This window comes from Salipiger sp. PrR003, from assembly GCF_010500785.1.
Classification (GTDB): Bacteria; Pseudomonadota; Alphaproteobacteria; order Rhodobacterales; family Rhodobacteraceae; genus Salipiger; species Salipiger pacificus_A.
The window spans coordinates 46469-66631 of the sequence record NZ_JAAGOV010000027.1 but is presented as its reverse complement, the minus strand read 5'-3'; the positions used below and the strand labels follow the sequence as shown (position 1 = coordinate 66631).

Here is a 20163-nt window from a genome sequence, read left to right as displayed (position 1 = left end):
AGGGACATCGCGACGATGGCCAATTACACGCCCCCCCTGCGCGACATGCGCTTTGTCTACCACGAACTGCTCGGCTGCGACGACCTGGCGGAGTTGCCGGGCTTCGAGGAATTCACCCCCGACCTGATCGACCCGATCCTCGAAGAGGCCGGCAAGATCTGCGCCGAGGTTCTGCACCCGATCAACCGCTCCGGCGACGAGGAAGGCTGCCGGCTCGAGAACGGCGTCGTCCGCACCCCCGCCGGGTTCCCCGAGGCCTACCGCCAGTTCCGCGAAGGCGGCTGGACGGCCATCACCTGCGATCCGGAATACGGCGGGCAGGGCCTGCCGGCTGCTGCCGACGTGCTGGTGACCGAGATGATCTGTTCGGCCAACCTGTCGTTCGGCATGTATCCCGGCCTGTCGCACGGTGCCTACCTCGCGCTGCACAGCCATGGCTCGGAGGAGCTCAAGCAGGCCTATCTGCCCAAGCTCGTCGACGGCACATGGTCCGGCACCATGTGCCTGACCGAGCCGCATTGCGGCACAGACCTGGGGCTTCTGCGCAGCAAGGCGCTGCCGCAGGAGGATGGCAGCTACCGCATCACTGGCACCAAGATCTTCATCTCGGCCGGCGAACATGACCTGACCGAGAACATCATCCACCTCGTGCTGGCGCGGCTGCCGGATGCGCCCAAGGGGTCGCGCGGGATCAGCCTCTTCCTCGTGCCGAAGTTCCTGCCCACCGCGACAGGCGCCCCGGGCGAGCGCAACGGCGTCCAATGCGCCAGCATCGAGCACAAGATGGGGATCAAGGCCTCGTCGACCTGCGTGATGAACTTCGACGATGCGCAGGGCTGGCTGGTCGGCGCGCCGCACAAGGGCCTGCAGGCGATGTTCACCATGATGAACAACGAGCGCCTCGCCGTGGGCGGTCAGGGGCTGGGCGTCGCCGAGGCCGCCTACCAGGGCTCGGTCGCCTATGCGCGCGAGCGTCTACAGGGCCGCTCGCTGACCGGCACCAAGGCGCCCGACAAGCCCGCCGATCCGATCATCGTGCATCCCGACGTGCGGCGGATGCTGCTTCTGCAACGCGCCGCGACCGAGGGCTGCCGGGCCATGGCGGTCTGGGTGGGCAAGGAGCTCGACAAGCAGGACCGCCACCCCGAGCCCGAGGTGCGCAAGGCCTCCGAGGATTTCGTGGCACTGATGACCCCGATCGTGAAGGCGCTCTTCACCGATCTCGGGTTCGAGAACGCCAACCTCGGGATGCAGGTGCTCGGCGGGCACGGCTACATCCGCGAGCACGGCATGGAGCAATACGTCCGCGACGCGCGCATCACGCAGATCTACGAGGGCACGAACGGCATCCAGGCGCTCGATCTCGTCGGACGCAAACTGGGGGCCAATGGCGGGCGCTACCTGCGGCGGTTCTTCCACCCGGTCTCGGAGTATATCGCGGCGCAGGCGGACGTGCCCGAGATGGCGCCCTACATCGGCCCGCTCGCCAAGGCCTTCGGTCGGCTGCAGACGGCCTCGGCCACCGTCGCCCAGCGGGGGCTTGCAAACCCCGACGAGGCTGGTGCCGCGGCGACGGATTACCTGCGGCTCTTTGGGCTGACCGCCTTGGGCTATCTCTGGGCGCGCATGGCCGAAACCGCCATGACCAAGGCCCGCGAGACCGGCGACGCTGACGGCTTCTACGCCGCCAAGCAGGTGACGGCGCGCTTTTTCATGGAAAAGATGCTGCCGCAGACCGGCACGCTGCTGTCGCAGATCATGGCGGGCGGCGAGACGCTCATGGCGCTCGACGAAGCGGCCTTCTGAACCAATCGCCTGCCGGGGCGTGAGCCCCGGAGGCGGCACAGGACAGGAAAGGACTGGACGTCATGGCCGATCTTGACGGAAAGACACTCTTTATCAGCGGCGGCAGTCGCGGCATCGGGAAGGCCATCGCGCTGCGCGCCGCGCGGGATGGCGCCAACGTGGTGTTGGCGGCCAAGACCGTCACCCCGCATCCCCGCCTGCCCGGCACCATCGAGGACGCCGCGGCCGAGGTCGAGGCAGCAGGCGGGCGCGCGCTGCCGCTACAGCTCGACATCCGCGACGATGCGGCGGTCGCCGAGGCGGTGGGCAGGGCCGAGGCGCATTTCGGCGGCATCGACATCGTGGTCAACAATGCCAGCGCGATCTCGCTGACGCCCACCCCCGACACCGAGATGAAGCGCTTCGACCTGATGATGCAGGTCAACATGCGCGGCACCTTCGCGGTCACCCGCGCCTGCCTGCCGGCGCTGAAGCGGGCGTCGAACCCGCATGTGCTGACGCTCTCGCCGCCACCGTCTCTCGACCCGAAATGGTACGGGCCCCACGTCGCCTACACGATCTCGAAGATGGGGATGAGCCTTTGCGTGCTTGGCTGGGCCGAGGAGTTCCGCCCGCTCGGCATCGCCGCCAACGCCCTCTGGCCCCGCACGGTGATCGACACCGCGGCGCTCGCCATGCTGGGCGGCGCGGTCCAGCCGCAGAACTGCCGGACCCCGCAGATCGTCGCCGATGCTGCCCATGCCATTCTGACCCGAGCGGCACAGACCTGTACCGGCAATTTCTTCATCGACGAGGAGATTCTGCGCGAGGCGGGGACCACGGATTTCTCGCGCTATGCGGTCGATCCCGCCGAGCCGCTGCTGACCGATCTCTTCGTGTCGGAAAGCTGAACGCACCCGATCCGACGTCCAAGGAGAAAGCCCATGATGACCCGCCTCGCGCGCCTTGCCGTCCTGCTGGCACTGACCGCGGCCCCTGCCCTTGCCGCCGATCCCGTCCTCGGGACATGGAAAACTCAGCCCGGCGATGACGGCCATTTTGGCCTCGTGACCATGGCGCCCTGCGGCAGCATGCTCTGCGGCACGCTGAGCCGCGCCTTCGACGCGGACGGTGCGGCGATCCCCTCGGCCTCGATCGGGCGGCAGATCGTCTGGGACATGCAGCCCAGGGGCGCGGGGAAGTACGAGGCTGGCCGCATCTGGGCGCCCGACCGCGACAAGACCTACGCTTCGAAGATGGAACTGACCGGCGATCGGCTCGAGGTCTATGGCTGCGTTCTGGGCTTCTGCCGACGGCAGAGCTGGACCCGCGTGCAATAGCAGGGCGCCGCGGTGCCAAAGGCCCCGCGGGCGGGTCCTTCCGAAGGGCCGCCCGTGCTGTCGATGGCCGAGCTGGGGCATCCGGCCAGGACCGGAAACAAGGCTTGACCTGTTTCCGGGCCTTGGCTTTCTCAAAGACGGCGTGGGGACTTTTCGCGCGCGAGGTACTGGCCTCGGGCGTCCTGCACGATCCCCTCCGACGCCGCGTAGACGGTGCGCCCGCGCAGGAGGGTGCGCACCGGCCATCCGGTGATCTCCATTCCCTCGTACGGCGTGTAATCCGCACCGTGGTGCATCTGTTCCTGGCGCACCACCGCACGGCGCTCGGGATCCCACAGCGTGATGTCGGCATCCGCCCCGATCACCAGCGCGCCCTTCTGGGGATACATGCCGTAAAGCTTGGCGGGGTTGCTGGAGGTCAGGGCGACGAAGCGCTCGAGGCTGATGCGGCCCTTCGAGACGCCTTCGGAGAAGAGGATCGGCAGGCGCGTCTCGACACCCGGAATCCCGTTCGGCACCCATTTGAACGAGGTGCGCGCACGCGGCGTGTCCTTACCCCTGCCCTCGGCATCCTCGAAGTAGAACGGGCAGTGGTCCGAGGAGAAGAGATCGAAGGTGCCATCCCGCAGCCCCTGCCAAATCGCCTCCTGGCTGTCGTGATCCCGGGGCGGCGGCGAGCAGACGTATTTCGCCCCCTCGAAGTCCATGTTCAGCCCCTTGAGGTCGTCCTTGGTCAGGGCGATGTACTGCGGGCAGGTTTCGGCGAAGACGTTCAGCCCGCGCCGCTTGGCCCATTGGATCTGCTCCATCGGGTCGCGGCCCGAGACATGCACGATCACCACGGGCACGTCGACCAGTTCGGCGTGGCTTATGGCACGGTGCGTCGCCTCGCGCTCGGCAATCTGGGCATGGGCCTCGGCGTGGAAATAGGGCGCGGTCCGGCCGCTCTGCTCGAGCTTGCGGGTCATGTACTTGATCGCGTCGTGGCCCTCGGCGTGGACCATCACCAGTGCCCCCTCGCGCCGCGCGACGTCGAAGACCTCGAGCAGCTCGGCGTCGTTCAGCACCATGTCGTCATAGGTCATGAAGACCTTGAAGGAGGTATAGCCCTCGCGCACCAGCGCGGGCAGCTCCTGCCCGAGCACCTGCGGCGTCGGGTCGGTGATGATCATGTGGAAGGACACGTCGCACCAGCACTGGCCCTCGGCCAGCGCGTGGTAGTCCGCCACCGCCTGCCGCAACGACTGCCCGCGGCGCTGCAGCGCGAAGGGCAGCACCATGGTGTTCCCACCGGCCACCGCCGCGCGCGTGCCCGAGGCGAAATCGTCGGCCATCACGGTGCCGTCGCCCTGCTCCTGCGCGAGGTGGACATGGGCGTCGATGCCGCCCGGCAGCAGCAGCAGACCCGTGGCATCGATCTCCTCGGCGCCGCCCTCGATACGGGCGGCGATCTGGGTGATCTTGCCCTCCGTCACCGCAAGATCGGCGCGGAAGCGGTCGGCGGCGGTCACGATCGTGCCGCCGCGGATCACCAGGTCGGGACGCTGGCCACTCATGCCGCGACGTCCCCGCCGAGGATACCCGGCAGCGCCGAGAGCATCCGCTCGAGCTCGGCCAGAGTGTTGTAATGCACCATGGAAACCCGCACGACGCCCTCGTCGTGAGCCTCGCCCAGAAGCTCCGCGAGGCGGCGCGAATGGAAATCCCCGAAGCGAATGGCGACCTTGTGATCGTCCATCGCACGGGCCACCGCCCCCGACGGCAGCCCCTCGACCCGGAAGGCGATGGTCGGCACCCGCAGGTTCCCCTCGTTCGTCGCGTCGCCGATCACCCGGCAGTCGTTGCGCGCGCGCAGCCAGGCCAGCAGCCGGTTGGTCAGCACCTCTTCCTGGCGGGCGATGGCCTCGAACCCGGCCTCGAAGAGCGCCCGCCCCTCGGCCTTTGACCCGGCGCGGCGGCCGAGCTCCTGGATGTAGGCGACCACCGCGGTCGTGGAATAGGCCAACTCGTAGTTCGGGTTCCCCGGCTCGAGCTTCCCGGGGACTTTATCCTTGCCGTAAAAGTAATGATAAAGCCCGTCCAGCTCGGCCAGAAGCTCGTATTTCCCGTACATGATCGCGGTGTGCGGCCCGTAACACTTGTAAAGGCTGAAGATGTAGTAGTCGACGTCCCAGCCGGTCACGTCGATCGACCGATGCGGTGCGTAAGCGACGCCGTCGACGCAGATCTTGGCACCGCGCGCGTGGACGAACTCGGCGATCTCGGCCACGGGATTGATCTGGCCGAGGATGTTCGAGACGTGATGCACGCAGACCAGCTTGGTGCGCGGTCCCATAAGCGGCGCGAGGTCCTCAAGCCGCAGGCGCATGGACGCGGTATCGAAGGGCCAGACCTTGATCACCACGCCGAGCTCGCGCAGGCGCTCCCAGGGGCCGATGTTGGACTCGTGGTCGGCATGGGTGACGATGATCTCGTCGCCGGGCGCGAACTGGCTGCGCATGGCCGCCGCGAGGGTCTGGACAAGCGCCGTGGTCGAGGGGCCGAAGACGATCTCCTCGGGCCGCGCGGCATTCACAAAGGTCTGCGCCGCCCGGCGCCCGTCCATCAGCGCCTCTGCGGCAAGCTGCGAGATCTCGTAGCTGCCGCCGATCTGCACGTCGCGGTGGGTGAGGAACTCGACGATCCGGTCCATGGCCCCCTGCAGCGTCTGCGAGCCGCCGGCGTTGTCGAAAAACGCCCACTCCTTGGCCAGCGCGGGAAACTGGCCGCGCACGAAGCCCATGTCGAGCTGATCTTGATAATCTGACATCGCCTGTCCCTGTGTCTTTCTCGGTGTGTCTTGTTCAGTGGTCCAGCACGGCGTGCAGGAAGTTTCGGGTGCGCGTCTCGCGCGGGGCAGAGAAGAACTCCGCGGGCGGCGCGCTTTCGATCACCTCGCCGCCGTCCATGAAAATCACCCGGTCCGCGACCTGCCGGGCAAACCCCATCTCGTGGGTCACCACCACCATGGTCACGCCGGTCTGCGCGAGGTCGCGCATCACGTCGAGCACCTCGCCGACCATCTCGGGATCGAGTGCCGAGGTGGGCTCGTCGAAAAGCAGCACCTCCGGTTCCATTGCCAGCGCCCGCGCGATGGCCACGCGCTGCTGCTGGCCGCCCGAAAGGCCACTGGGGTATTTCTCGGCCTGCGACGCCAGCCCCACCCGGGCCAGCAGCTGATCGGCCTGCGCCGCCGCGGCGGCCTTGCTGGTCCCGCGCACGCGGCGCGGCGCAAGCATGATGTTCTGCCGCACGGTGAGATGTGGAAAGAGGTTGAAGCTCTGGAAGACCATGCCGACCTCGGCGCGCACCTTGGCGAGATTGGCGCCGGGCAGCACCGGCACGCCGTCGACCTCGATGGCGCTGTCGGCGGAGAACGCCTCGAGCCGGTTGATGCAGCGGATCAGGGTCGATTTCCCTGACCCCGAGGGGCCGACCACGCAGACGACCTCGCCGCGCGCGATCTCGAGGTCGATGCCGCGCAGCGCGTGATAGGGGCCGTAGTACTTCTGCAGGTTCCGGATGCTGATATATCCCGGCATCATACCCTCCCCCGGTTGAGCCGCCGTTCGAGCTGCGAGACGAGCAGGGCCAGCGGCAGCAGGAAGGCGAGGTACATCGCCGCGGCGCCGATCAGCGGACTGGGGTTGGCCGCGAGCGCCTGCGCCTGGGTCGCCTGCTTCAGCAGGTCAGGCATCGCCACGACCGAGGCCAGCGCAGTGTCCTTGACCACGTTGATCAAATTGTTGGTGAGCGGCGGGATGACCATGCGGATCGACTGCGGCAGGATCACGTCGACCATCGTCTGCCGGTGCCCCAACCCCAGCGCCGCGGCGGCTTCGAACTGACCCTTGGGGATCGCCTCGATGCCGGAGCGGAAGATCTCGGCGGTATAGGCGCCCGAGACCAGGGTCAGCGCGGTCAGCGCCGAGGCAAAGGGCGAGAGCCGCACGCCCACGAAGGGAAGCGCGTAATAGACGATGATCAGCAGCACCAGCAGCGGGATCGACCGGAACACATTGATGTAGATGCGCGTGAGAATTTGCACCGGACGCATCGCGTAGAGCCGCATCATGCAGAGCGCGAGGCCGAGCACGAGCCCCGCGAGAATACTCGCTGCGCCGAGCTCGAGCGTGAGCCAGAGCCCCTTGAGCAGCATCGGAAAGCTGCGGGCCAGCACCTCGAGATTGAAGAAGGTTTCGAACAAGTCCATCGGGGTCCCCTGCAGGGACCCGGACGCTTCCGCGCCCGGGTCGCGCGCAATTACTCGGCGGTCGGCATGTCGAGCACGGTCACCGTCGAGGTCCCGGCCTCTGGCGCTGCGCCGAACCACTTCTCGTGAAGCTCCGCCAGCGTGCCATCCTCTTTCAGACCGGTAAGGATCCCGTCGACCTCGGTGGCAAGCTCCGCGTCCTTGGCGAACATGAAGGAGTACTTCTCGCCGGTGGCGATGCGCTGCACGACCTTCAGCGCCGGCTTGTCCTTCACGTAGTACTGAAGCGCCGGGATGTCCGAGATGTAGCCGTCGATCCGGCCCGCGGTCAGATCGAGCATCGCCGGCTGCAGACCCTCGTAGCGGCGGATATCGGCAAAGCCGTAGTCCGCGGCATGCTCGGTCGCCCACATGTCGCCGGTCGAGCCCGTGTCCACCCCGACAACCTTGTCCTTCATCTCGTCCAGCGAGGCGGGCCCCTCGGCACCCACGGTCAGCGACTGGTCGCTGTCATAGTAGGGCTGCGCGAAGCTCACCGACTGTAGACGCTCGTTGGTGATGGTGATCGATGACATCGCCATGTCGATCCGGCCCGACTGCACCGCCGAGAACAGCCCGTTGAAGGGAATATTGACGATCTCCACCTCGCGGCCGAGCTGCGCGGCCACGGCGCTTGCAAGGTCCACCTCGAAACCGACGAAGGCGCCGGTATCGTCCTGAAATTCCCATGGCACATTGCCGATGTTCGCGCCGACTTCGAGCGCCTCCTGGGCCTGCGCGGCGCCGGCGATGCCTGCGGCGACGACCCACGTCGGTACGATGAGTTTCCTGAGCATTTTTATTCTCCCTGCTGTTATGGGGCCCGAAGCGCACCTCGGACCAACTGGTCTGACCAGTCCTACCGGTAGGATCACGCTGGCAAGATATTTGCAAGTGTGCAATCAGTAAATTCGGTGCCACGCGAGCCGTGGCGCCAGGGGCTGCTCAATTTGAGGACGGAGCGATGGAAGAGGACTACGGAAAGCTGCCGGTCACCGAGGTCGTGACACGCCGGATCCAGGAGATGATCCGCAGTGGCGAGTTTCCCCCCGATGCCAAGCTTCCCTCGCAGCGGATCCTGTCGGAGCAGCTCGGGGTCTCCCGCGCCTCCCTGCGCGAAGCGCTGCTCACGCTCGAAACGCTCGGCCTCATCCGCACCCTGCCGGCCCGCGGGACATTCGTCAGCGGCGAGCGGACGCAAGCCCCGAAGGCCGGACAGAACTGGCGTCACGACGCGCGCTACACGATCACCGAGGTCTTCGAGACCCGGCTCCTCATCGAATGCGAGATGTGCCGTCTCGCGGCACCGGCGATGACCGGGGCGCGGCTTGACGCGCTTGCCGACGCCGCACGCACCTTCGAGATAGCCTGGCGCAACGGCGATCTTCTGGCGCATGTCGAAGCCGACCTCGCCTTTCACTCGCGGATCGCGGATGCCTGCCCCAATGGCATGCTGCGGATGTTCTACCGGTCGATCCACGACGTGCTGACCGAAAGCCAGCGCGTCCCGATCCCGAACACCGAAGTCTCGCGCATGGAGGCCTCGATCGCCGAGCACCACGCCATCCTCGCCGCCCTAAAAGCGGGAGACGGCGCCGCTGCGGCCGCGGAGATGCGCGCGCACATCAGCAATACAGGGTCGATCGTGGGAGCAAAGCTCGTGCAATAGGCCGGGAGCCGTGCGCGCGATCCGCGCACTTAGGCCGTGCCGCTGCTGGCCGCCAAGACAGGTGGTTCGACCCGTACAGCACCCCAATCGTTCCGGTGCGCCTCAGGCGGCAGGAAGAAAGCTGCGGTCTTCCCGCGACCTCACGACATGGTCCCTATATTCGTCTGCGAGTCCTTGGGCGCGAATAAGCGCTTTCCTGTGGTTCGGACGTTCGCACAGGAAATGAAACAGGAGAGATGCCATAGAACATATGGCCAGGGCCATGGCAATCTTGACCATCAGGCCCACCAAGAGGAAGGCCGCCATGAGCGCCAGCGCGGATGCGCCGTCAAGAAATCGCGTTGTCGGCCTGGAGTAGGTTCCGTCGGTAAGGTTGTAAATGAATTGTGTCTCGCCACGAATATGGTAGGCGAGGATATCGCCCTCTTTTCCCAAGGGCGTCTCACCCAAGTTCTTTATGAACGTTCTTTCGGCTCTCTCCAGGCCGGTAAGCTCCAATGTGGCACCGCTGCTGGAGCCTGTGACGGAAACAACCCTACCGACAGAAAGATTCATCAATTACCTCTACTGGAACTGCGCACACGCAAGTAGCCAATTAAAATTCTGAAAGGCTGAATAACACAGGTGGCTTGGAATTTTTATCGAAGGTAGTGGAAGATTTTATTCATAGCAACTTCGAATCAATCCCCCTCCGATAGCCTCCGAAAATTGGCGACTTTGGCTGGTCCCTTGCATGTTTTCTGCACAGCACAACTCGGATCTCCTTCGGCCTCCACCGAACGCAGTCAGCCCGATCCGGGGATCCCTCTCGACCGCATCACGTCGGCATAGAGCAACAACGCCATGACCAGTGGCAGCGCGGCGGCGATCGACAGAAGCGCCAACGTCGTTTCGGCTCCAAACCTGTCGATGAGCAGCGCGCCCAGCGTAGGGGCGGCGGCGGCGGCCAGCAGCATCGGGCGCGCGAGGCGGCCCATCAGAGTTGCATAGTTCTCCGGACCGTAGAGGACGAGCGGAAGCGCCCCGCGTGCGATCGACCAGAGGCCGTTTCCGGCGCCGTAGGCGACAAGGGCTGCAGCCGCGGGCACGCCGAGCGACAATCCGATGAACCCGGCGAGCACGAGCGTGGTTGCCGCGAGCATGGTCCAGATCGGGTGATGTCGACCTCCCCCGATCATTTCCAGGACACGGGCACCGACTTGTGACGGTCCGATGAGCGTGCCGACCGTGATGGCGGCGGCAAGCGTGTAGCCTTCGGCCGTCAGGAGCGTCACCATGTGGATGGACCAGATCGTCGCCAGGAGTGTCAGCGTGACACCGGCAACAACGATGCACAGGAACCGGGCATCGAAGGTTCGGCCCGGCAGGACCGGCGTGCGCGCCGACGTCTCATGCGGCCCGCGGGCCCTCGGCAGAGCCACCCAGCAGAGCGGGAGCGTGCCAAAGAGATGGAGCGCCGCGTAGACAAGACAGGTCGATCGCCACCCGACACTCTCGACAAGCCATGCCGAAAGCGGCCAGCAGACCGTGCTTGCAAATCCGCCCCACAGCGTCAGCTGGGTGATCGCGGAGCGTGCGTTTCGCCCGTAGGCGGCCCCGAGCACCGAGAAGGCGGCATCGTAGAGCCCGGTCGCCATTCCGAGGCCGAGGATGCACCAGGAGAGGAGGTAGGCCCAGAGCGCATACGAGAGGCTGAGCAGGATCAGCCCCGCCGCGATCAGCGTCATTCCGACGCAAAGGGTCATCCGCCCACCGCTGCGCCCGATCCAGCGCCCCACAGCCGGCGCAGCGAGACCGGACATCAACAAGCCGGCGGACACGCCTACCGAGAGCAGCGCCTGCCCCCAGCCAGTCTCTGCCGCGATGGCTCCGGCCAGCGGGGCCATCAGGTAATAGCTGCTTCCCCAGGCAAGGATCTGAACCACGCCGAGTGCCGAAACCACGCGTGTCCGTGGGGCGATCATCCGGCTTGGCTGGCGTCGTCCGCGCAGCACTCGTCGACCAGGAAGGCGACCAGCGCCTTCATCGCGGGATACTCGGCATGGCATTGCAGTGTGGTGCCGCTCCGCGCCTGCCGGATCAGGCCGACCTCCAGAAGTTTCCTGAGGTGATGCGACAGCGTCGAAGCCGGAAGGCCAAGGGTTTCCTGGATCTGTCCGACCGGCGCGCCGGTCTCGCCCGCACGGACCAGGGCGCGGTAGATGCGAAGGCGCGTCGGATTGCCAATGGCATCCAGTTGGCGGGAGGCTGTTTCGATGTCCATGGAAATAGATGCGCCCCTACCACCAGAGCGGTCAACATCTATTTCCACTTTTGTCGAATTAGCTGGCCCGTGGAGGCATCCGCCCCTAGCGTTCGGCCAGGCGTCCCCCGCCCGCAAGCAGCGGGCGGCGGGTCTAAAGCTGCACAGCGGCTCCGAAGCGCCGCGCCTCGCTGCTCAGGTGAGCCCCCCGAGCCGGCGAACTTCCGCACCCACGGTTTCCCCGTCCTCGGCACCCAAAGCGGCGGCGATGCCAGCCGCTTCGCCGGTGGCGAACGCCGTTCCCATCACGCGCACGGATCCATAGGCAACGGGATCGGCCCCGATGACGCGGCCGGCAACGAAGAGGTTATCGAGGCCGCGCACCCTGAGGCTGTCCAGCGGGATCGAAGCGTATCCCGGCCCGCCTACCGAATGGTAGACCGGCTTGCCGGCCTCGCCGTGCAGCTCCGCCGGCCAGGCCGCCCGCGCCACGCTGTCGGGCCGCTGCCGACCGCTGGCCAGATCGTGGGCAGTCATCTCGTAGCGGGTCGCGGGATGCCGGCTCTCGCGGATGCCGATCTGCGGACCGGACTGGGCAAGGAAACACCGCTCGAAGCCCGGGACATATGCGCGCAGCATTGCCACGTAATCATGCGCCATCTCCCGCGCGCGCTGCTCCGCCCAGGTGAAGCTGCCCGAGCTGAGGTCGCGCAGGGCAAGATCGATGATCATCCACCACATGTCGCCGGTGCCGGGGATCCGGGTATAGATCCCGCCATCGCTACGGGTGATCGGATGCGCGCCGGTCTCGTTGTAACGTCGGACCGCGGCCTTGATCGCCTCCCGGTCGAACGGCACGTCCGGGTCGAGGCCGGAGATCCGGATCGGGGCGGAAACAGCCTGCAGCCTGCCCTCATGGTCGCCCTCGCGCATGGCGATGCCCGAGACCAGCGAGAGGTTGGCATCCCCGGTGGCATCGACAAAGCCCTCGGCGGCGATGCGTCGGCGGCCCTCCATGCCGGCGACCGTGACGGATTCGATCCCGTTGGCGGTCCGCGTTGCGGCCGCAACGCGCGAATGCAAGAGCACGTCGACGCCGTGATCGGCCAGCACCCGGTCGAACGCCAGTTTCGCGCCTTCCGGGTTGAGCAGGATGATCCAGTTGCCGGTGGTCTCGGAATTATAGGCCTCGCCGGTCATGCCGCAGCCGCGCATCGCCTCGAGCACGAGCTCCCCGGCGCCGCCGACCGCCTTGATCGGGGTCTTGCCCTGCTGGAAAAACCCGCAGTAGGCGAGCACCTGCGAGGTGGTCGCCGCGCCGCCGAGGAAGCCATACTTCTCGACCAGGCAGACCTTCGCCCCGGCGCGCGCGGCGCCGAGCGCCGCGCCAACCCCGGCGGCACCGCCGCCAGCGACGATGACGTCGTATTCGCTCTCGATCTTCCGGCTCATGTGCGCCACCCCAGAACATGTTTCTCGACGGCCCCCACGGCGGCCGAAAGCAGCACGCCCAAGAGAGAGAGGATGGTCACCCCGGCGAACAAACGCTCGAGGTCGTAGAGCGAGCCAGCCTGCAGGATGTAGGCCCCGATACCGTGTTCTGCGCCCAGCATCTCGGCGGCAACCAGCAGGATGATCGCGATCGCGAGGCTGACGCGGAGCCCCGACAGGATGCCGGGCATCGCCCCGGGCAGCACGATGCGGAACACGACCGTCGACCAGCGCAGTCCAAAGCTCTGCCCCATCCGGATGAGCGAGCGGTCGACGTTGTCGACGGCGCCATAGGTCGACACGACCGTGGGCGTGAAGGTCCCAAAGGCAATGAGTGCGTATTTCGATGCCTCGTCGATGCCGAACCAGATCACGAAGAGCGGCAGCAGGGCGATCTTTGGGATCGGGAAGATCGCCGCCACCAGCGGCACGAGACCCGCCCTCGCAAAGGAGAAGAGGCCGATCATTACGCCGACGGCGATGCCCACTGTCGCCCCGATGGTGCCGCCCACGAGCAGGCGCATCAGCGAGGGCGCGAGGTTGGTCCAGAGCGCGCCCGACACCGCGAGGTCCCACAGCGTCAGGAAGACGTCCGAGGGGCGTGGCACGGTCAGAGACGAGATGAAACCGGCGCGCGTCCCCCACTCGAGGAAGGCGATCAACAGCGTGAAAACCAGCAGGCCGACCCACCGGGGTGAGGACGGGCGGAAGCCGCCGCCGCGGAATTCCACCGGGCGAACGTCTGGGGTCTGGGGGGCGATGTCAGTCATCGATCAGTTCCATATCGGCGGCCTCGGCTTCGGCGCGCATGAGCGCCCAGAGATGCTGCTGCGTGCGTTCGAGGTCAGGGTCGGCGGAGCTTCGCTCTGCGAGGGGGGTGTCTATCTCGACGATTTCGTTGATCGCCCCGGGCCGGCGCGAGAGCACGACGATCCGGTGCCCCAGCCGCACCGCTTCGGCGAGGTTGTGGGTGACATAAACCGCGGTGAACGGCGATCGCGTCCAAAGGTCCACCAGATCGTCCATCAGCAGCTCGCGGGTCTGGCTGTCGAGCGCCGAGAGCGGCTCGTCCATGAGCAGCACGGCGGGGTTGACCGCGAGCGCGCGTGCGATGGCGACCCTTTGCTTCATTCCGCCCGAAAGCTGCTTTGGCAGCGCCTTGCGGAAGTCGCTCAGCTTGGTGCGGGCCAGCACGTCGGTGATGATATCCTCGGCCTCAGCCTTCGGCACGCCATGATCCGACAGGATCAGGGAGATATTCCCCTCCACCGAGCGCCATGGCAGCAGGGCGAAATCCTGGAACACGTAGGTCAGCGGGTTGATGCTGTCGCTCGGCGGCTCTCCGACCTGGCTCACTGTGCCGGAGGTGGGGCGCTCGAGGCCGCCGAGGAACCGCAGCAGGGTGGACTTGCCGCAGCCCGAGGGGCCCACGATGCACACGATGCGCCCCTTGGGTATGGAGAGGTCGATATTGCGGATGACCTCGACATCGCCATAGCGATGCGAGACCCCTTCGAGTCTGAGTTCCATAGAGTCTTCCGATGGTTGGGTGGCCGGCTATCCAGTGTCGGAGAGCCGGCGCTGTCCGGTCAGCTGCGCGCTTCGACGTAGCTCTCGTCCACGAGCGTTTCGTAGGCGATGTCGGCCTTCACGAGGTTCTCGGCCTTGAACCACTCGAGCTGGTCCATGATCGACGCCCGGTTGAGCGACATCCCTGCGTTGATCCGCATCGCGCCATCCACGATGGGGGCGCGCGCATCTTCCAGAGCGCGGTCGGGATAGACATGCGCCGCAAGCAGCGCGACGATGGCTTCCTGCTCGTCCTCGCTGGCGGTCTTGTCGACCAGCGCGGCGTTGAAGTCGTCGGCGCCGCGCGACAGTGCCGCGAGGAAGGCTCGGGTCTGATCGCCTTCTTCAGAGGCGATCTTGGCCGAGGTGAAGACCGTGGTCACCTGGTAGTCGGGGATATAGTCGGCGACCTCGCCGATGATCTTGACCGCCCCGGCATCCGCCAGCGGCTTGGCGATATGCGGCACGATGGACCAGGCGTCGATCTGCCCGGACTTGATCGCACCGATCACCGCGCCGGTCTTCTGCAGCGGCTTGAACTTGAGCTCGGCGTTCTCGGCCGCGGCAATGCGGGCGCCCATGTAATGGAAGGACGAACCGGCCTGGGTCATGCCGAAGGTCTTGCCGTCAAGATCCGCAGGGCTGGTCAGCCCGGCCTCATAGGCCGCGTTGGAGGCAAGGATCTTCTGACCCGGAATGCCCTTCTCCTCGGTCAGGGCACCGCCGATGACCTTTGCCACGCCCTTGTCGGCCAGCGAGATGAGCCCGCCGGAGATCGCCGTCATCGCGTAGTCGGTATCCCCCGAGGCAATCGCAACGGCCATGGGCTGCGCAGCTTCGAAGAAGTCGAAGCTGACGTCGAGCCCGGCCTCCTGGAAATAGCCACGTTCAAGCGCGATGAAGCTGGGTGCATGGCTCACGAAGCGCAGCGCGCCGACGTTCACCGAGGTCCCGGCGCGTGCGGAGCGCACGAGGTAGGGTGTGGCGAGCGCGCCGCCGATGGCCGCCAGCGTGGCGCGCCGTGTCAGAGTTTTCATGGGTGGTCCTCCTCCTTGAGATAAGCGCCTCGAGCCGAGGCGCTGGTGGTCTAGGGATCGCTCCTCCGCGAGTGCGATGTGTCAAGGTCGTGCCGGATGTCGGCGACGAGCGCCCCGACCGCGGCATCGATGTCGTTGGCGAGAATGGCCTCAACCATTTGGGCGTGCAGCTGCCGCAGCACCCGCGGATCGCAGCGCCCTTCCCGCAGCGCGGCCAGCCGGAAGCGTCGCGACTGGTCGTAGAGCTGGCCGAGAACGCGGATCATCCGGGGCGAGCCGCAGCCAGAGATGAGTTCCCGGTGCAGCGCACGCCCCGCCTCGTCCCACATCATGACCGCGCCGTCCGGGTCCAGGATTAGCCGCTCCGTCGCCCGGTCGGCCGCGTGCAGCGCGGCGACGAGCTTGCCTTCCCAAGCGACATCGGAATTTTGCATCGCCCATTTCAGCGCGAGCGGCTCCAGCTCCGCGCGAAACCTGATGATGTCCCGAAGATCCGCCTCGGTGGCCGAGGCAACACGAAAGCCCCGCTGGGCGGTGGCCTCCACCAAGCCTTCCGAGGCGAGCAGCGTCAGAGCCTCGCGCACCGAGTGGTTCGATCCACCGTAACGGCCCCGCAGCTCCTCGATTTTCAACTTCGAGTCGGGCGGCAAATCGCCAAAGGCAATGTCCCTGCGCAGCGATGCAGCCACGACCGACACCACGGTTTCCGCAGTCGTTTTCTGAGGCTTGCGACCGAACATTGCGCCCGACCCTTTCGTTACTTGATCTAAAAAATGTGTAACTTTATTAGAAGTATTCGAGATAGGGCGTCAAGAGGCGCCGTGTTCCCTGCCGAGGAGACCCCCGCATGAAAACGACGCAGACGGCCACGCTGGTGATCCCGATCCTCGGCGATCCGGTGGCGCAGGTGGCCACCCCCGGGCTCTGGAACGAGGTCTTCCGCGCAAGGGATCAGGACGCGGTCTGCGTGCCCATCGATCTGCCGCCCGCCGGGCTGGAGTCTTTCCTCCGCTGGGTGCGCGAGGCCCGGAACGTGCCGGGCTTCCTGACCACCGTGCCACACAAGGCGGCGCTTGCGCAGGCCTGCGACACGCTCTCCGCCACCGCGCGCCTTCTGGGTGTGGTGAACACCGTCCGACTGGACGAAGGCGGCGACTTGGCCGGGGAGATGTTCGACGGTCAAGGCATGCTGGATGCGATCGAGCGGACGGGCGTGGCTCTTTCGGGGGCGCGCCTCGTGATCTGCGGCGCCGGGGCCGCCGGCGGCGCCATCGCCATCGAGGCCGCGCTCCGGGGCGCGCGGGAGATTGCCCTCATCGACGCGGACCCCGGCCGGGCGTCTGTGCTGGCGGAAAGGGTCTCTTCGGTGGCGAGCATTCCGGTGTCCACGCAGAGTCCGGTCAGCACCGACATCCTCGTGAACGCCTCACCGGCCGGCAGCCCGGGGGCCGCTCCGCCGCCTTTCGGCGAGGCGCTGATCGCCAACGCGCGCTGCGTGGCAGACGCCCTGACCGATCCTGCAGAAACCGCGCTGGTGAAACAGGCTCGCCTGAGGGGGATCCCGGTGGTCACCGGCCAGGAGATGGCCGCCTGCCAAGCCGCGCGCATGCGCGCATTCCTCGGTCTCGAGATCGAGGGGACCTGAGCCTCGACCCGGAGGCCAGGTGCCTCCGTGCCGGTCCTACACGCCGGTCGGCCCGCCCCCATGGCCGCGCGAAGCTGCTTTTCGTCGGCCGCGTGACGCCTGAGGCGGGCGGCGTCACGCGGGCTGTCCTCCGATGCCTCCCAGCGTAGCGAGCGGCACCGGCCGGACCCGTCGGGGCTACATCGAGTTCGGCAGGAACAGCACCAGCCCCGGAAGGAGGATCAGGAGCGCGAGGCGCAGCAGGTCCACCAGCACGAAGGGCAGCACCCCGCGGAAGATCGTGCCGAGCCCCACGTTGCGGGCAATGCTGTTGATCACGAAGACATTCATGCCGATCGGCGGGGTGATCAGACCAAGCTCGACGGTCATCACGATGATGATCCCGAACCAAATCGGATCGAACCCGAGCTGGGTGATCACCGGAAACACGATGGGCACCATGAGGATGATCATCGCCATGGCGTCGAGGAAGCACCCCAGCACCACGAAGAGCGCCATGATCAGCACCAGCGTGCCGTAGCGCCCGAGCCCCAGCTCGATCAGCATGCGGGTCATGTTCTGCGGCACCTGCGTCACCGCAAGGAAGTAGCCGAAGAGGATCGCCCCGATCAGGATCGTGTAAATCGCCACCGAGGTGCGCAGCGCCCCGACGAGGCAGTCGAGCAGCGAGGCCGCCCCCAGCCGCCCGCGCACGATGCCAATCCCCGCGGTAAGCACCGCCCCTACCGCCGCCGCCTCGGTGGCGGTCGCGATGCCGAGATAGATCGACAGGATCACCGCGATGAAAAGCAGCGCCACCGCCCAGACGTCGCGCAGCGCCCGCAGCGCCTCGCCGACCCGGAACGGCGCACCCGCGGGCAGCCGCGGCCCGTACCAGAAGCGTACCGTCAGCATGTACATCAGCACCGCCAGAAGCCCCGGCAGGATGCCCGCGATGAAAAGGCTGCCGATGTCCTGCTCGGTGATGTAGCCATAGACCGCCAGCACCACCGAGGGCGGGATCAGGATCCCCAAGGTCCCGCCCGCCGCGACCACCCCGGTCGCCACATCGTCGCCATAGCCCGCGCGTTTCATCTCCGGGTAGGCGATGTCGGTCATCGTCGCCGCGGTCGCCACCGACGAGCCACAGATCGCCGCAAAGCCAGCGCAGGCCCCCACCGTCGCAATCCCCAACCCGCCGCGGAACGACCCCAGCGTGGCGTTCGCCGCGCGGAACAGCTCGCGGCTCATGCCCGAGCGGGTGGCCAGCACCCCCATCAGCACGAAGAAAGGGATCAGCGTCAGGTTGAAGTCGGTCACCGTGCGCAGCGGCGAGGTGGCCAGAAGGTTCAGCGCCGGTTTCAGCCCCGTCACCATGCCGAAGCCGCCGACCCCGACAATTCCCATAGCAATACCGATTGGCACACGGATCAGCATCAGCAGGAACAGCACGACAAAGCCGCCTGCCGCGATCAGGTCGCGTTCACTCATTCTTGTCTACCTCGGCACGCGCGTCTTCGGCGGGGGTTTCATGGGAGTCGAGCCCTTCGCCAAAGCGCCAGATCCGCCAGAGCCGGAGCGCCGTGGTGAAAAGTGCCGCGACCAGCCCCAGCAGGATCGCGGCAAGGAAGGGCCAATGCGGCAGGCGCAGGTCCATGGTGACCTCGCCCCCCGAGAGCTGCGAGATCACCCGCCCGCCCAGCTTCCAGACCAGCAGTCCGGTGAAGCCCAGCAGGATCACCCATGCCGCAAGATCCATCCAGCGCCGCAGGGCGGGTCCGACCGCCTGCGCCAAGATGTCGACCTTGATGTGGCTGCCGCGATAGCCGAGCGAGGCAAAGCCCCAGATCACCGCTATGGCCAGGGTCAGCCGCGACAGGTCAAAGGAATCCGGCAGCGGGGCGGCAAAGAGATACCGCCCCACCGCCGAGACGAAGATAAGCAGCGTGACGAGCCCGAGCATCACCGCGGCGGTTCTCTCCACCCACAGGATCACCCGGTCCGCCGAGCCGTGTCGTTGCCGAGCCATGGCGCCTCGCTATTGTAGGGGGAGCGCCTCCGCTCCCCCGTGTGCCTTTGCCTTACTTGTAGAGAACGCCATTGGCGTCGAGCGCCGCGCGCAGCCCCTCGAGGATCGCGTCCGGGTCCGAGCCCGCCGCCGACACGTCCGCCTTCCAGGCATCGAGCGTCGGGTTCGCCGCCTCGCGCCAGAGCGCGACCTCCTCGTCGGTGGGCGTGTAGACCGTGTGCTCGGGGTTGTTCAGGATCTCCTCGCGCACGCCCTTGTCATATTCGGCCCAGCCCTCGGAGAATTTCTTCGACCACTCCGGGGTGCAATGCGCGTCGATCACCGCCTTCTGCTCGACGCTCAGACCGTCGTAGCTGTCGTTGTTCAACAGCAGTACCTGCGACGAGAGATAGAGCGGCATGTCATTGTGAAACTTCGTCTCCTCGGCAACGTTGAAGACCTTCATCGCCTCGTAGGGGAAGGTCACCGCATCGGCGGTGCCACGCGCCAGCGCCTCGCGCGCCTCGGGCGCGGGGACCTGCACCGAGGCACCGCCAAGCGAGGCGACGAAGCGCGCCATGGTCGAATGCGCCGGGCGCACGTTCAGCCCCTTCACGTCGGCCGGGACCTTGATCTCGGCCTTGCCATGGAAGCGGCCGGGCTCGTGCGGGTTGACGAGGCAGAAGTGGACATCGCCCATCTCCTTCTCGGCGTAATCACCCGCGTACCACTCGTGGATCGCCTTGGCGGCGTTCGGACCGTCTGTCGCCAGGAAGGGCACGCCGGTCAACTCGTAGATCGGGAAGCGCCCGGCGGTGTAGCCGGGGTTGACGTAGCCGATGTCGGCGATGCCATCGCGGGTCATGTCGTAGTGATCCGGCGCGGCGCCCAGCTGCTGCGCGGGGAACACCTCGAAGGTGATGGTGCCGCCCGAGTCGGCGGTGATCGAGTCCATCCACTCCTGCATGCCGGTCTGCGGCACCGCGTGCTGCGGCGGCAGCCAGTGCGCCAGCCGCAGCGTGACGTCCTGAGCCTGCGCGCCCGTGGCCGCAAGGGCCAGCAGCGTGGCCGCCCCGATGGTAAAGGTCTTCATGGTCTTCCTCCCTA

Annotated in this window: 21 protein-coding genes; 5 read left to right on the top strand and 16 right to left on the bottom strand. The window is 66.7% G+C overall.

Annotation, left to right across the window (positions count from 1 at the left end; translation table 11 throughout):
- Positions 1-15 precede the first annotated feature (15 nt).
- From G0D83_RS04860 to G0D83_RS04850, 3 genes are all read left to right on the top strand, one after another.
- Positions 16-1806, top strand: coding sequence for an acyl-CoA dehydrogenase C-terminal domain-containing protein (locus G0D83_RS04860; protein ID WP_164190082.1), 1791 nt, complete (start codon positions 16-18; stop codon positions 1804-1806).
- A 62-nt stretch (positions 1807-1868) separates the two neighbouring features.
- Positions 1869-2696, top strand: a complete 828-nt coding sequence (locus G0D83_RS04855) for an NAD(P)-dependent oxidoreductase (protein ID WP_164190080.1) — start codon at positions 1869-1871, stop codon at positions 2694-2696.
- A gap of 33 nt (positions 2697-2729) precedes the next feature.
- Positions 2730-3125: a DUF2147 domain-containing protein gene (locus G0D83_RS04850; RefSeq protein ID WP_370457162.1), complete on the top strand. Its 396-nt coding sequence runs from the start codon at positions 2730-2732 to the stop codon at positions 3123-3125.
- A 131-nt stretch (positions 3126-3256) separates the two neighbouring features.
- Here G0D83_RS04850 and hydA read toward each other — a convergent pair whose 3' ends face one another.
- The 5 genes from hydA to G0D83_RS04825 are packed head-to-tail and all read right to left on the bottom strand — an operon-like array spanning position 3257 to position 8213.
- Positions 3257-4681 (bottom strand): dihydropyrimidinase, encoded by a 1425-nt coding sequence (gene hydA, locus G0D83_RS04845; RefSeq protein WP_164190078.1) that lies wholly within the window; start codon positions 4679-4681, stop codon positions 3257-3259.
- On the bottom strand, positions 4678-5934 hold the full coding sequence (locus G0D83_RS04840; RefSeq protein ID WP_235939511.1) for a cysteine desulfurase-like protein: 1257 nt from the start codon (positions 5932-5934) through the stop codon (positions 4678-4680). The genes hydA and G0D83_RS04840 overlap by 4 nt, the downstream gene beginning before the upstream one ends.
- A gap of 34 nt (positions 5935-5968) precedes the next feature.
- Positions 5969-6706, bottom strand: coding sequence for an amino acid ABC transporter ATP-binding protein (locus G0D83_RS04835; protein ID WP_164190076.1), 738 nt, complete (start codon positions 6704-6706; stop codon positions 5969-5971).
- Positions 6706-7377 carry an amino acid ABC transporter permease gene (locus tag G0D83_RS04830; RefSeq protein ID WP_164190074.1) on the bottom strand — a complete coding sequence of 224 codons (672 nt, stop codon included), beginning with the start codon at positions 7375-7377 and terminating at the stop codon, positions 6706-6708. Before G0D83_RS04830 ends, G0D83_RS04835 begins: the two co-directional genes overlap by 1 nt.
- Positions 7378-7427: 50 nt before the next feature.
- The gene (locus G0D83_RS04825; RefSeq protein WP_164190072.1) at positions 7428-8213 is read right to left on the bottom strand and encodes an ABC transporter substrate-binding protein; all 786 of its coding nucleotides are present in this window, start codon (positions 8211-8213) and stop codon (positions 7428-7430) included.
- Positions 8214-8380: 167 nt separating this feature from the next.
- Between G0D83_RS04825 and G0D83_RS04820 the strand changes: the two genes are divergently transcribed.
- Positions 8381-9085 carry a FadR/GntR family transcriptional regulator gene (locus G0D83_RS04820; protein ID WP_164190070.1) on the top strand — a complete coding sequence of 235 codons (705 nt, stop codon included), beginning with the start codon at positions 8381-8383 and terminating at the stop codon, positions 9083-9085.
- 102 nt (positions 9086-9187) lie between these two features.
- Here the strand turns inward: G0D83_RS04820 and G0D83_RS04815 are convergent, their stop codons facing one another.
- From G0D83_RS04815 to G0D83_RS04780, 8 genes are all read right to left on the bottom strand, one after another.
- On the bottom strand, positions 9188-9640 hold the full coding sequence (locus tag G0D83_RS04815; RefSeq protein ID WP_164190067.1) for a hypothetical protein: 453 nt from the start codon (positions 9638-9640) through the stop codon (positions 9188-9190).
- Between the two features lie 230 nt (positions 9641-9870).
- Positions 9871-11049 (bottom strand): MFS transporter, encoded by a 1179-nt coding sequence (locus G0D83_RS04810; protein ID WP_164190065.1) that lies wholly within the window; start codon positions 11047-11049, stop codon positions 9871-9873.
- Positions 11046-11348, bottom strand: coding sequence for a helix-turn-helix transcriptional regulator (locus G0D83_RS04805; protein ID WP_164190063.1), 303 nt, complete (start codon positions 11346-11348; stop codon positions 11046-11048). The genes G0D83_RS04810 and G0D83_RS04805 overlap by 4 nt, the downstream gene beginning before the upstream one ends.
- Positions 11349-11522: 174 nt before the next feature.
- Positions 11523-12779, bottom strand: a complete 1257-nt coding sequence (locus G0D83_RS04800) for an FAD-dependent oxidoreductase (RefSeq protein ID WP_108970759.1) — start codon at positions 12777-12779, stop codon at positions 11523-11525.
- A complete protein-coding gene (locus tag G0D83_RS04795) occupies positions 12776-13588 on the bottom strand; it encodes an ABC transporter permease (protein WP_108970760.1) in 813 nt (270 codons plus the stop codon). The genes G0D83_RS04800 and G0D83_RS04795 overlap by 4 nt, the downstream gene beginning before the upstream one ends.
- Complete coding sequence (locus G0D83_RS04790) at positions 13581-14348, bottom strand: ABC transporter ATP-binding protein (RefSeq protein ID WP_164190061.1); 768 nt, start codon at positions 14346-14348, stop codon at positions 13581-13583. The genes G0D83_RS04795 and G0D83_RS04790 overlap by 8 nt, the downstream gene beginning before the upstream one ends.
- A 59-nt stretch (positions 14349-14407) precedes the next feature.
- The gene (locus G0D83_RS04785) at positions 14408-15424 is read right to left on the bottom strand and encodes an ABC transporter substrate-binding protein (RefSeq protein WP_164190059.1); all 1017 of its coding nucleotides are present in this window, start codon (positions 15422-15424) and stop codon (positions 14408-14410) included.
- Between the two features lie 50 nt (positions 15425-15474).
- The gene (locus G0D83_RS04780) at positions 15475-16164 is read right to left on the bottom strand and encodes a GntR family transcriptional regulator (RefSeq protein WP_108970763.1); all 690 of its coding nucleotides are present in this window, start codon (positions 16162-16164) and stop codon (positions 15475-15477) included.
- A 107-nt stretch (positions 16165-16271) separates the two neighbouring features.
- Here G0D83_RS04780 and G0D83_RS04775 point away from each other — a divergent pair, with 107 nt between their 5' ends.
- Entirely contained in the window at positions 16272-17069 is a 798-nt protein-coding gene (locus G0D83_RS04775; RefSeq protein WP_164190057.1) for a shikimate dehydrogenase, read from the top strand.
- A gap of 177 nt (positions 17070-17246) precedes the next feature.
- Here G0D83_RS04775 and G0D83_RS04770 read toward each other — a convergent pair whose 3' ends face one another.
- The 3 genes from G0D83_RS04770 to G0D83_RS04760 are packed head-to-tail and all read right to left on the bottom strand — an operon-like array spanning position 17247 to position 20149.
- Positions 17247-18539: a TRAP transporter large permease gene (locus G0D83_RS04770; RefSeq protein WP_108970765.1), complete on the bottom strand. Its 1293-nt coding sequence runs from the start codon at positions 18537-18539 to the stop codon at positions 17247-17249.
- A complete protein-coding gene (locus tag G0D83_RS04765; RefSeq protein WP_108970766.1) occupies positions 18532-19077 on the bottom strand; it encodes a TRAP transporter small permease in 546 nt (181 codons plus the stop codon). Before G0D83_RS04765 ends, G0D83_RS04770 begins: the two co-directional genes overlap by 8 nt.
- A 52-nt stretch (positions 19078-19129) precedes the next feature.
- Positions 19130-20149 (bottom strand): TRAP transporter substrate-binding protein, encoded by a 1020-nt coding sequence (locus G0D83_RS04760; protein WP_164190055.1) that lies wholly within the window; start codon positions 20147-20149, stop codon positions 19130-19132.
- Between the last annotated feature and the right edge of the window lie 14 nt (positions 20150-20163).

Excerpts from the sequence above, each read along its gene's own strand:
- G0D83_RS04860 (WP_164190082.1), top strand. The coding sequence starts at position 16 with ATGGCCAATTACACGCCCCCCCTGCGCGACATGCGCTTTGTCTACCAC.
- G0D83_RS04855 (WP_164190080.1), top strand. The coding sequence starts at position 1,869 with ATGGCCGATCTTGACGGAAAGACACTCTTTATCAGCGGCGGCAGTCGC.
- G0D83_RS04850 (WP_370457162.1), top strand. The coding sequence starts at position 2,730 with ATGATGACCCGCCTCGCGCGCCTTGCCGTCCTGCTGGCACTGACCGCG.
- hydA (WP_164190078.1), bottom strand. The coding sequence starts at position 4,681 with ATGAGTGGCCAGCGTCCCGACCTGGTGATCCGCGGCGGCACGATCGTG.
- G0D83_RS04840 (WP_235939511.1), bottom strand. The coding sequence starts at position 5,934 with ATGTCAGATTATCAAGATCAGCTCGACATGGGCTTCGTGCGCGGCCAG.
- G0D83_RS04835 (WP_164190076.1), bottom strand. The coding sequence starts at position 6,706 with ATGCCGGGATATATCAGCATCCGGAACCTGCAGAAGTACTACGGCCCC.
- G0D83_RS04830 (WP_164190074.1), bottom strand. The coding sequence starts at position 7,377 with ATGGACTTGTTCGAAACCTTCTTCAATCTCGAGGTGCTGGCCCGCAGC.
- G0D83_RS04825 (WP_164190072.1), bottom strand. The coding sequence starts at position 8,213 with ATGCTCAGGAAACTCATCGTACCGACGTGGGTCGTCGCCGCAGGCATC.
- G0D83_RS04820 (WP_164190070.1), top strand. The coding sequence starts at position 8,381 with ATGGAAGAGGACTACGGAAAGCTGCCGGTCACCGAGGTCGTGACACGC.
- G0D83_RS04815 (WP_164190067.1), bottom strand. The coding sequence starts at position 9,640 with ATGAATCTTTCTGTCGGTAGGGTTGTTTCCGTCACAGGCTCCAGCAGC.
- G0D83_RS04810 (WP_164190065.1), bottom strand. The coding sequence starts at position 11,049 with ATGATCGCCCCACGGACACGCGTGGTTTCGGCACTCGGCGTGGTTCAG.
- G0D83_RS04805 (WP_164190063.1), bottom strand. The coding sequence starts at position 11,348 with ATGGACATCGAAACAGCCTCCCGCCAACTGGATGCCATTGGCAATCCG.
- G0D83_RS04800 (WP_108970759.1), bottom strand. The coding sequence starts at position 12,779 with ATGAGCCGGAAGATCGAGAGCGAATACGACGTCATCGTCGCTGGCGGC.
- G0D83_RS04795 (WP_108970760.1), bottom strand. The coding sequence starts at position 13,588 with ATGACTGACATCGCCCCCCAGACCCCAGACGTTCGCCCGGTGGAATTC.
- G0D83_RS04790 (WP_164190061.1), bottom strand. The coding sequence starts at position 14,348 with ATGGAACTCAGACTCGAAGGGGTCTCGCATCGCTATGGCGATGTCGAG.
- G0D83_RS04785 (WP_164190059.1), bottom strand. The coding sequence starts at position 15,424 with ATGAAAACTCTGACACGGCGCGCCACGCTGGCGGCCATCGGCGGCGCG.
- G0D83_RS04780 (WP_108970763.1), bottom strand. The coding sequence starts at position 16,164 with ATGTTCGGTCGCAAGCCTCAGAAAACGACTGCGGAAACCGTGGTGTCG.
- G0D83_RS04775 (WP_164190057.1), top strand. The coding sequence starts at position 16,272 with ATGAAAACGACGCAGACGGCCACGCTGGTGATCCCGATCCTCGGCGAT.
- G0D83_RS04770 (WP_108970765.1), bottom strand. The coding sequence starts at position 18,539 with ATGAGTGAACGCGACCTGATCGCGGCAGGCGGCTTTGTCGTGCTGTTC.
- G0D83_RS04765 (WP_108970766.1), bottom strand. The coding sequence starts at position 19,077 with ATGGCTCGGCAACGACACGGCTCGGCGGACCGGGTGATCCTGTGGGTG.
- G0D83_RS04760 (WP_164190055.1), bottom strand. The coding sequence starts at position 20,149 with ATGAAGACCTTTACCATCGGGGCGGCCACGCTGCTGGCCCTTGCGGCC.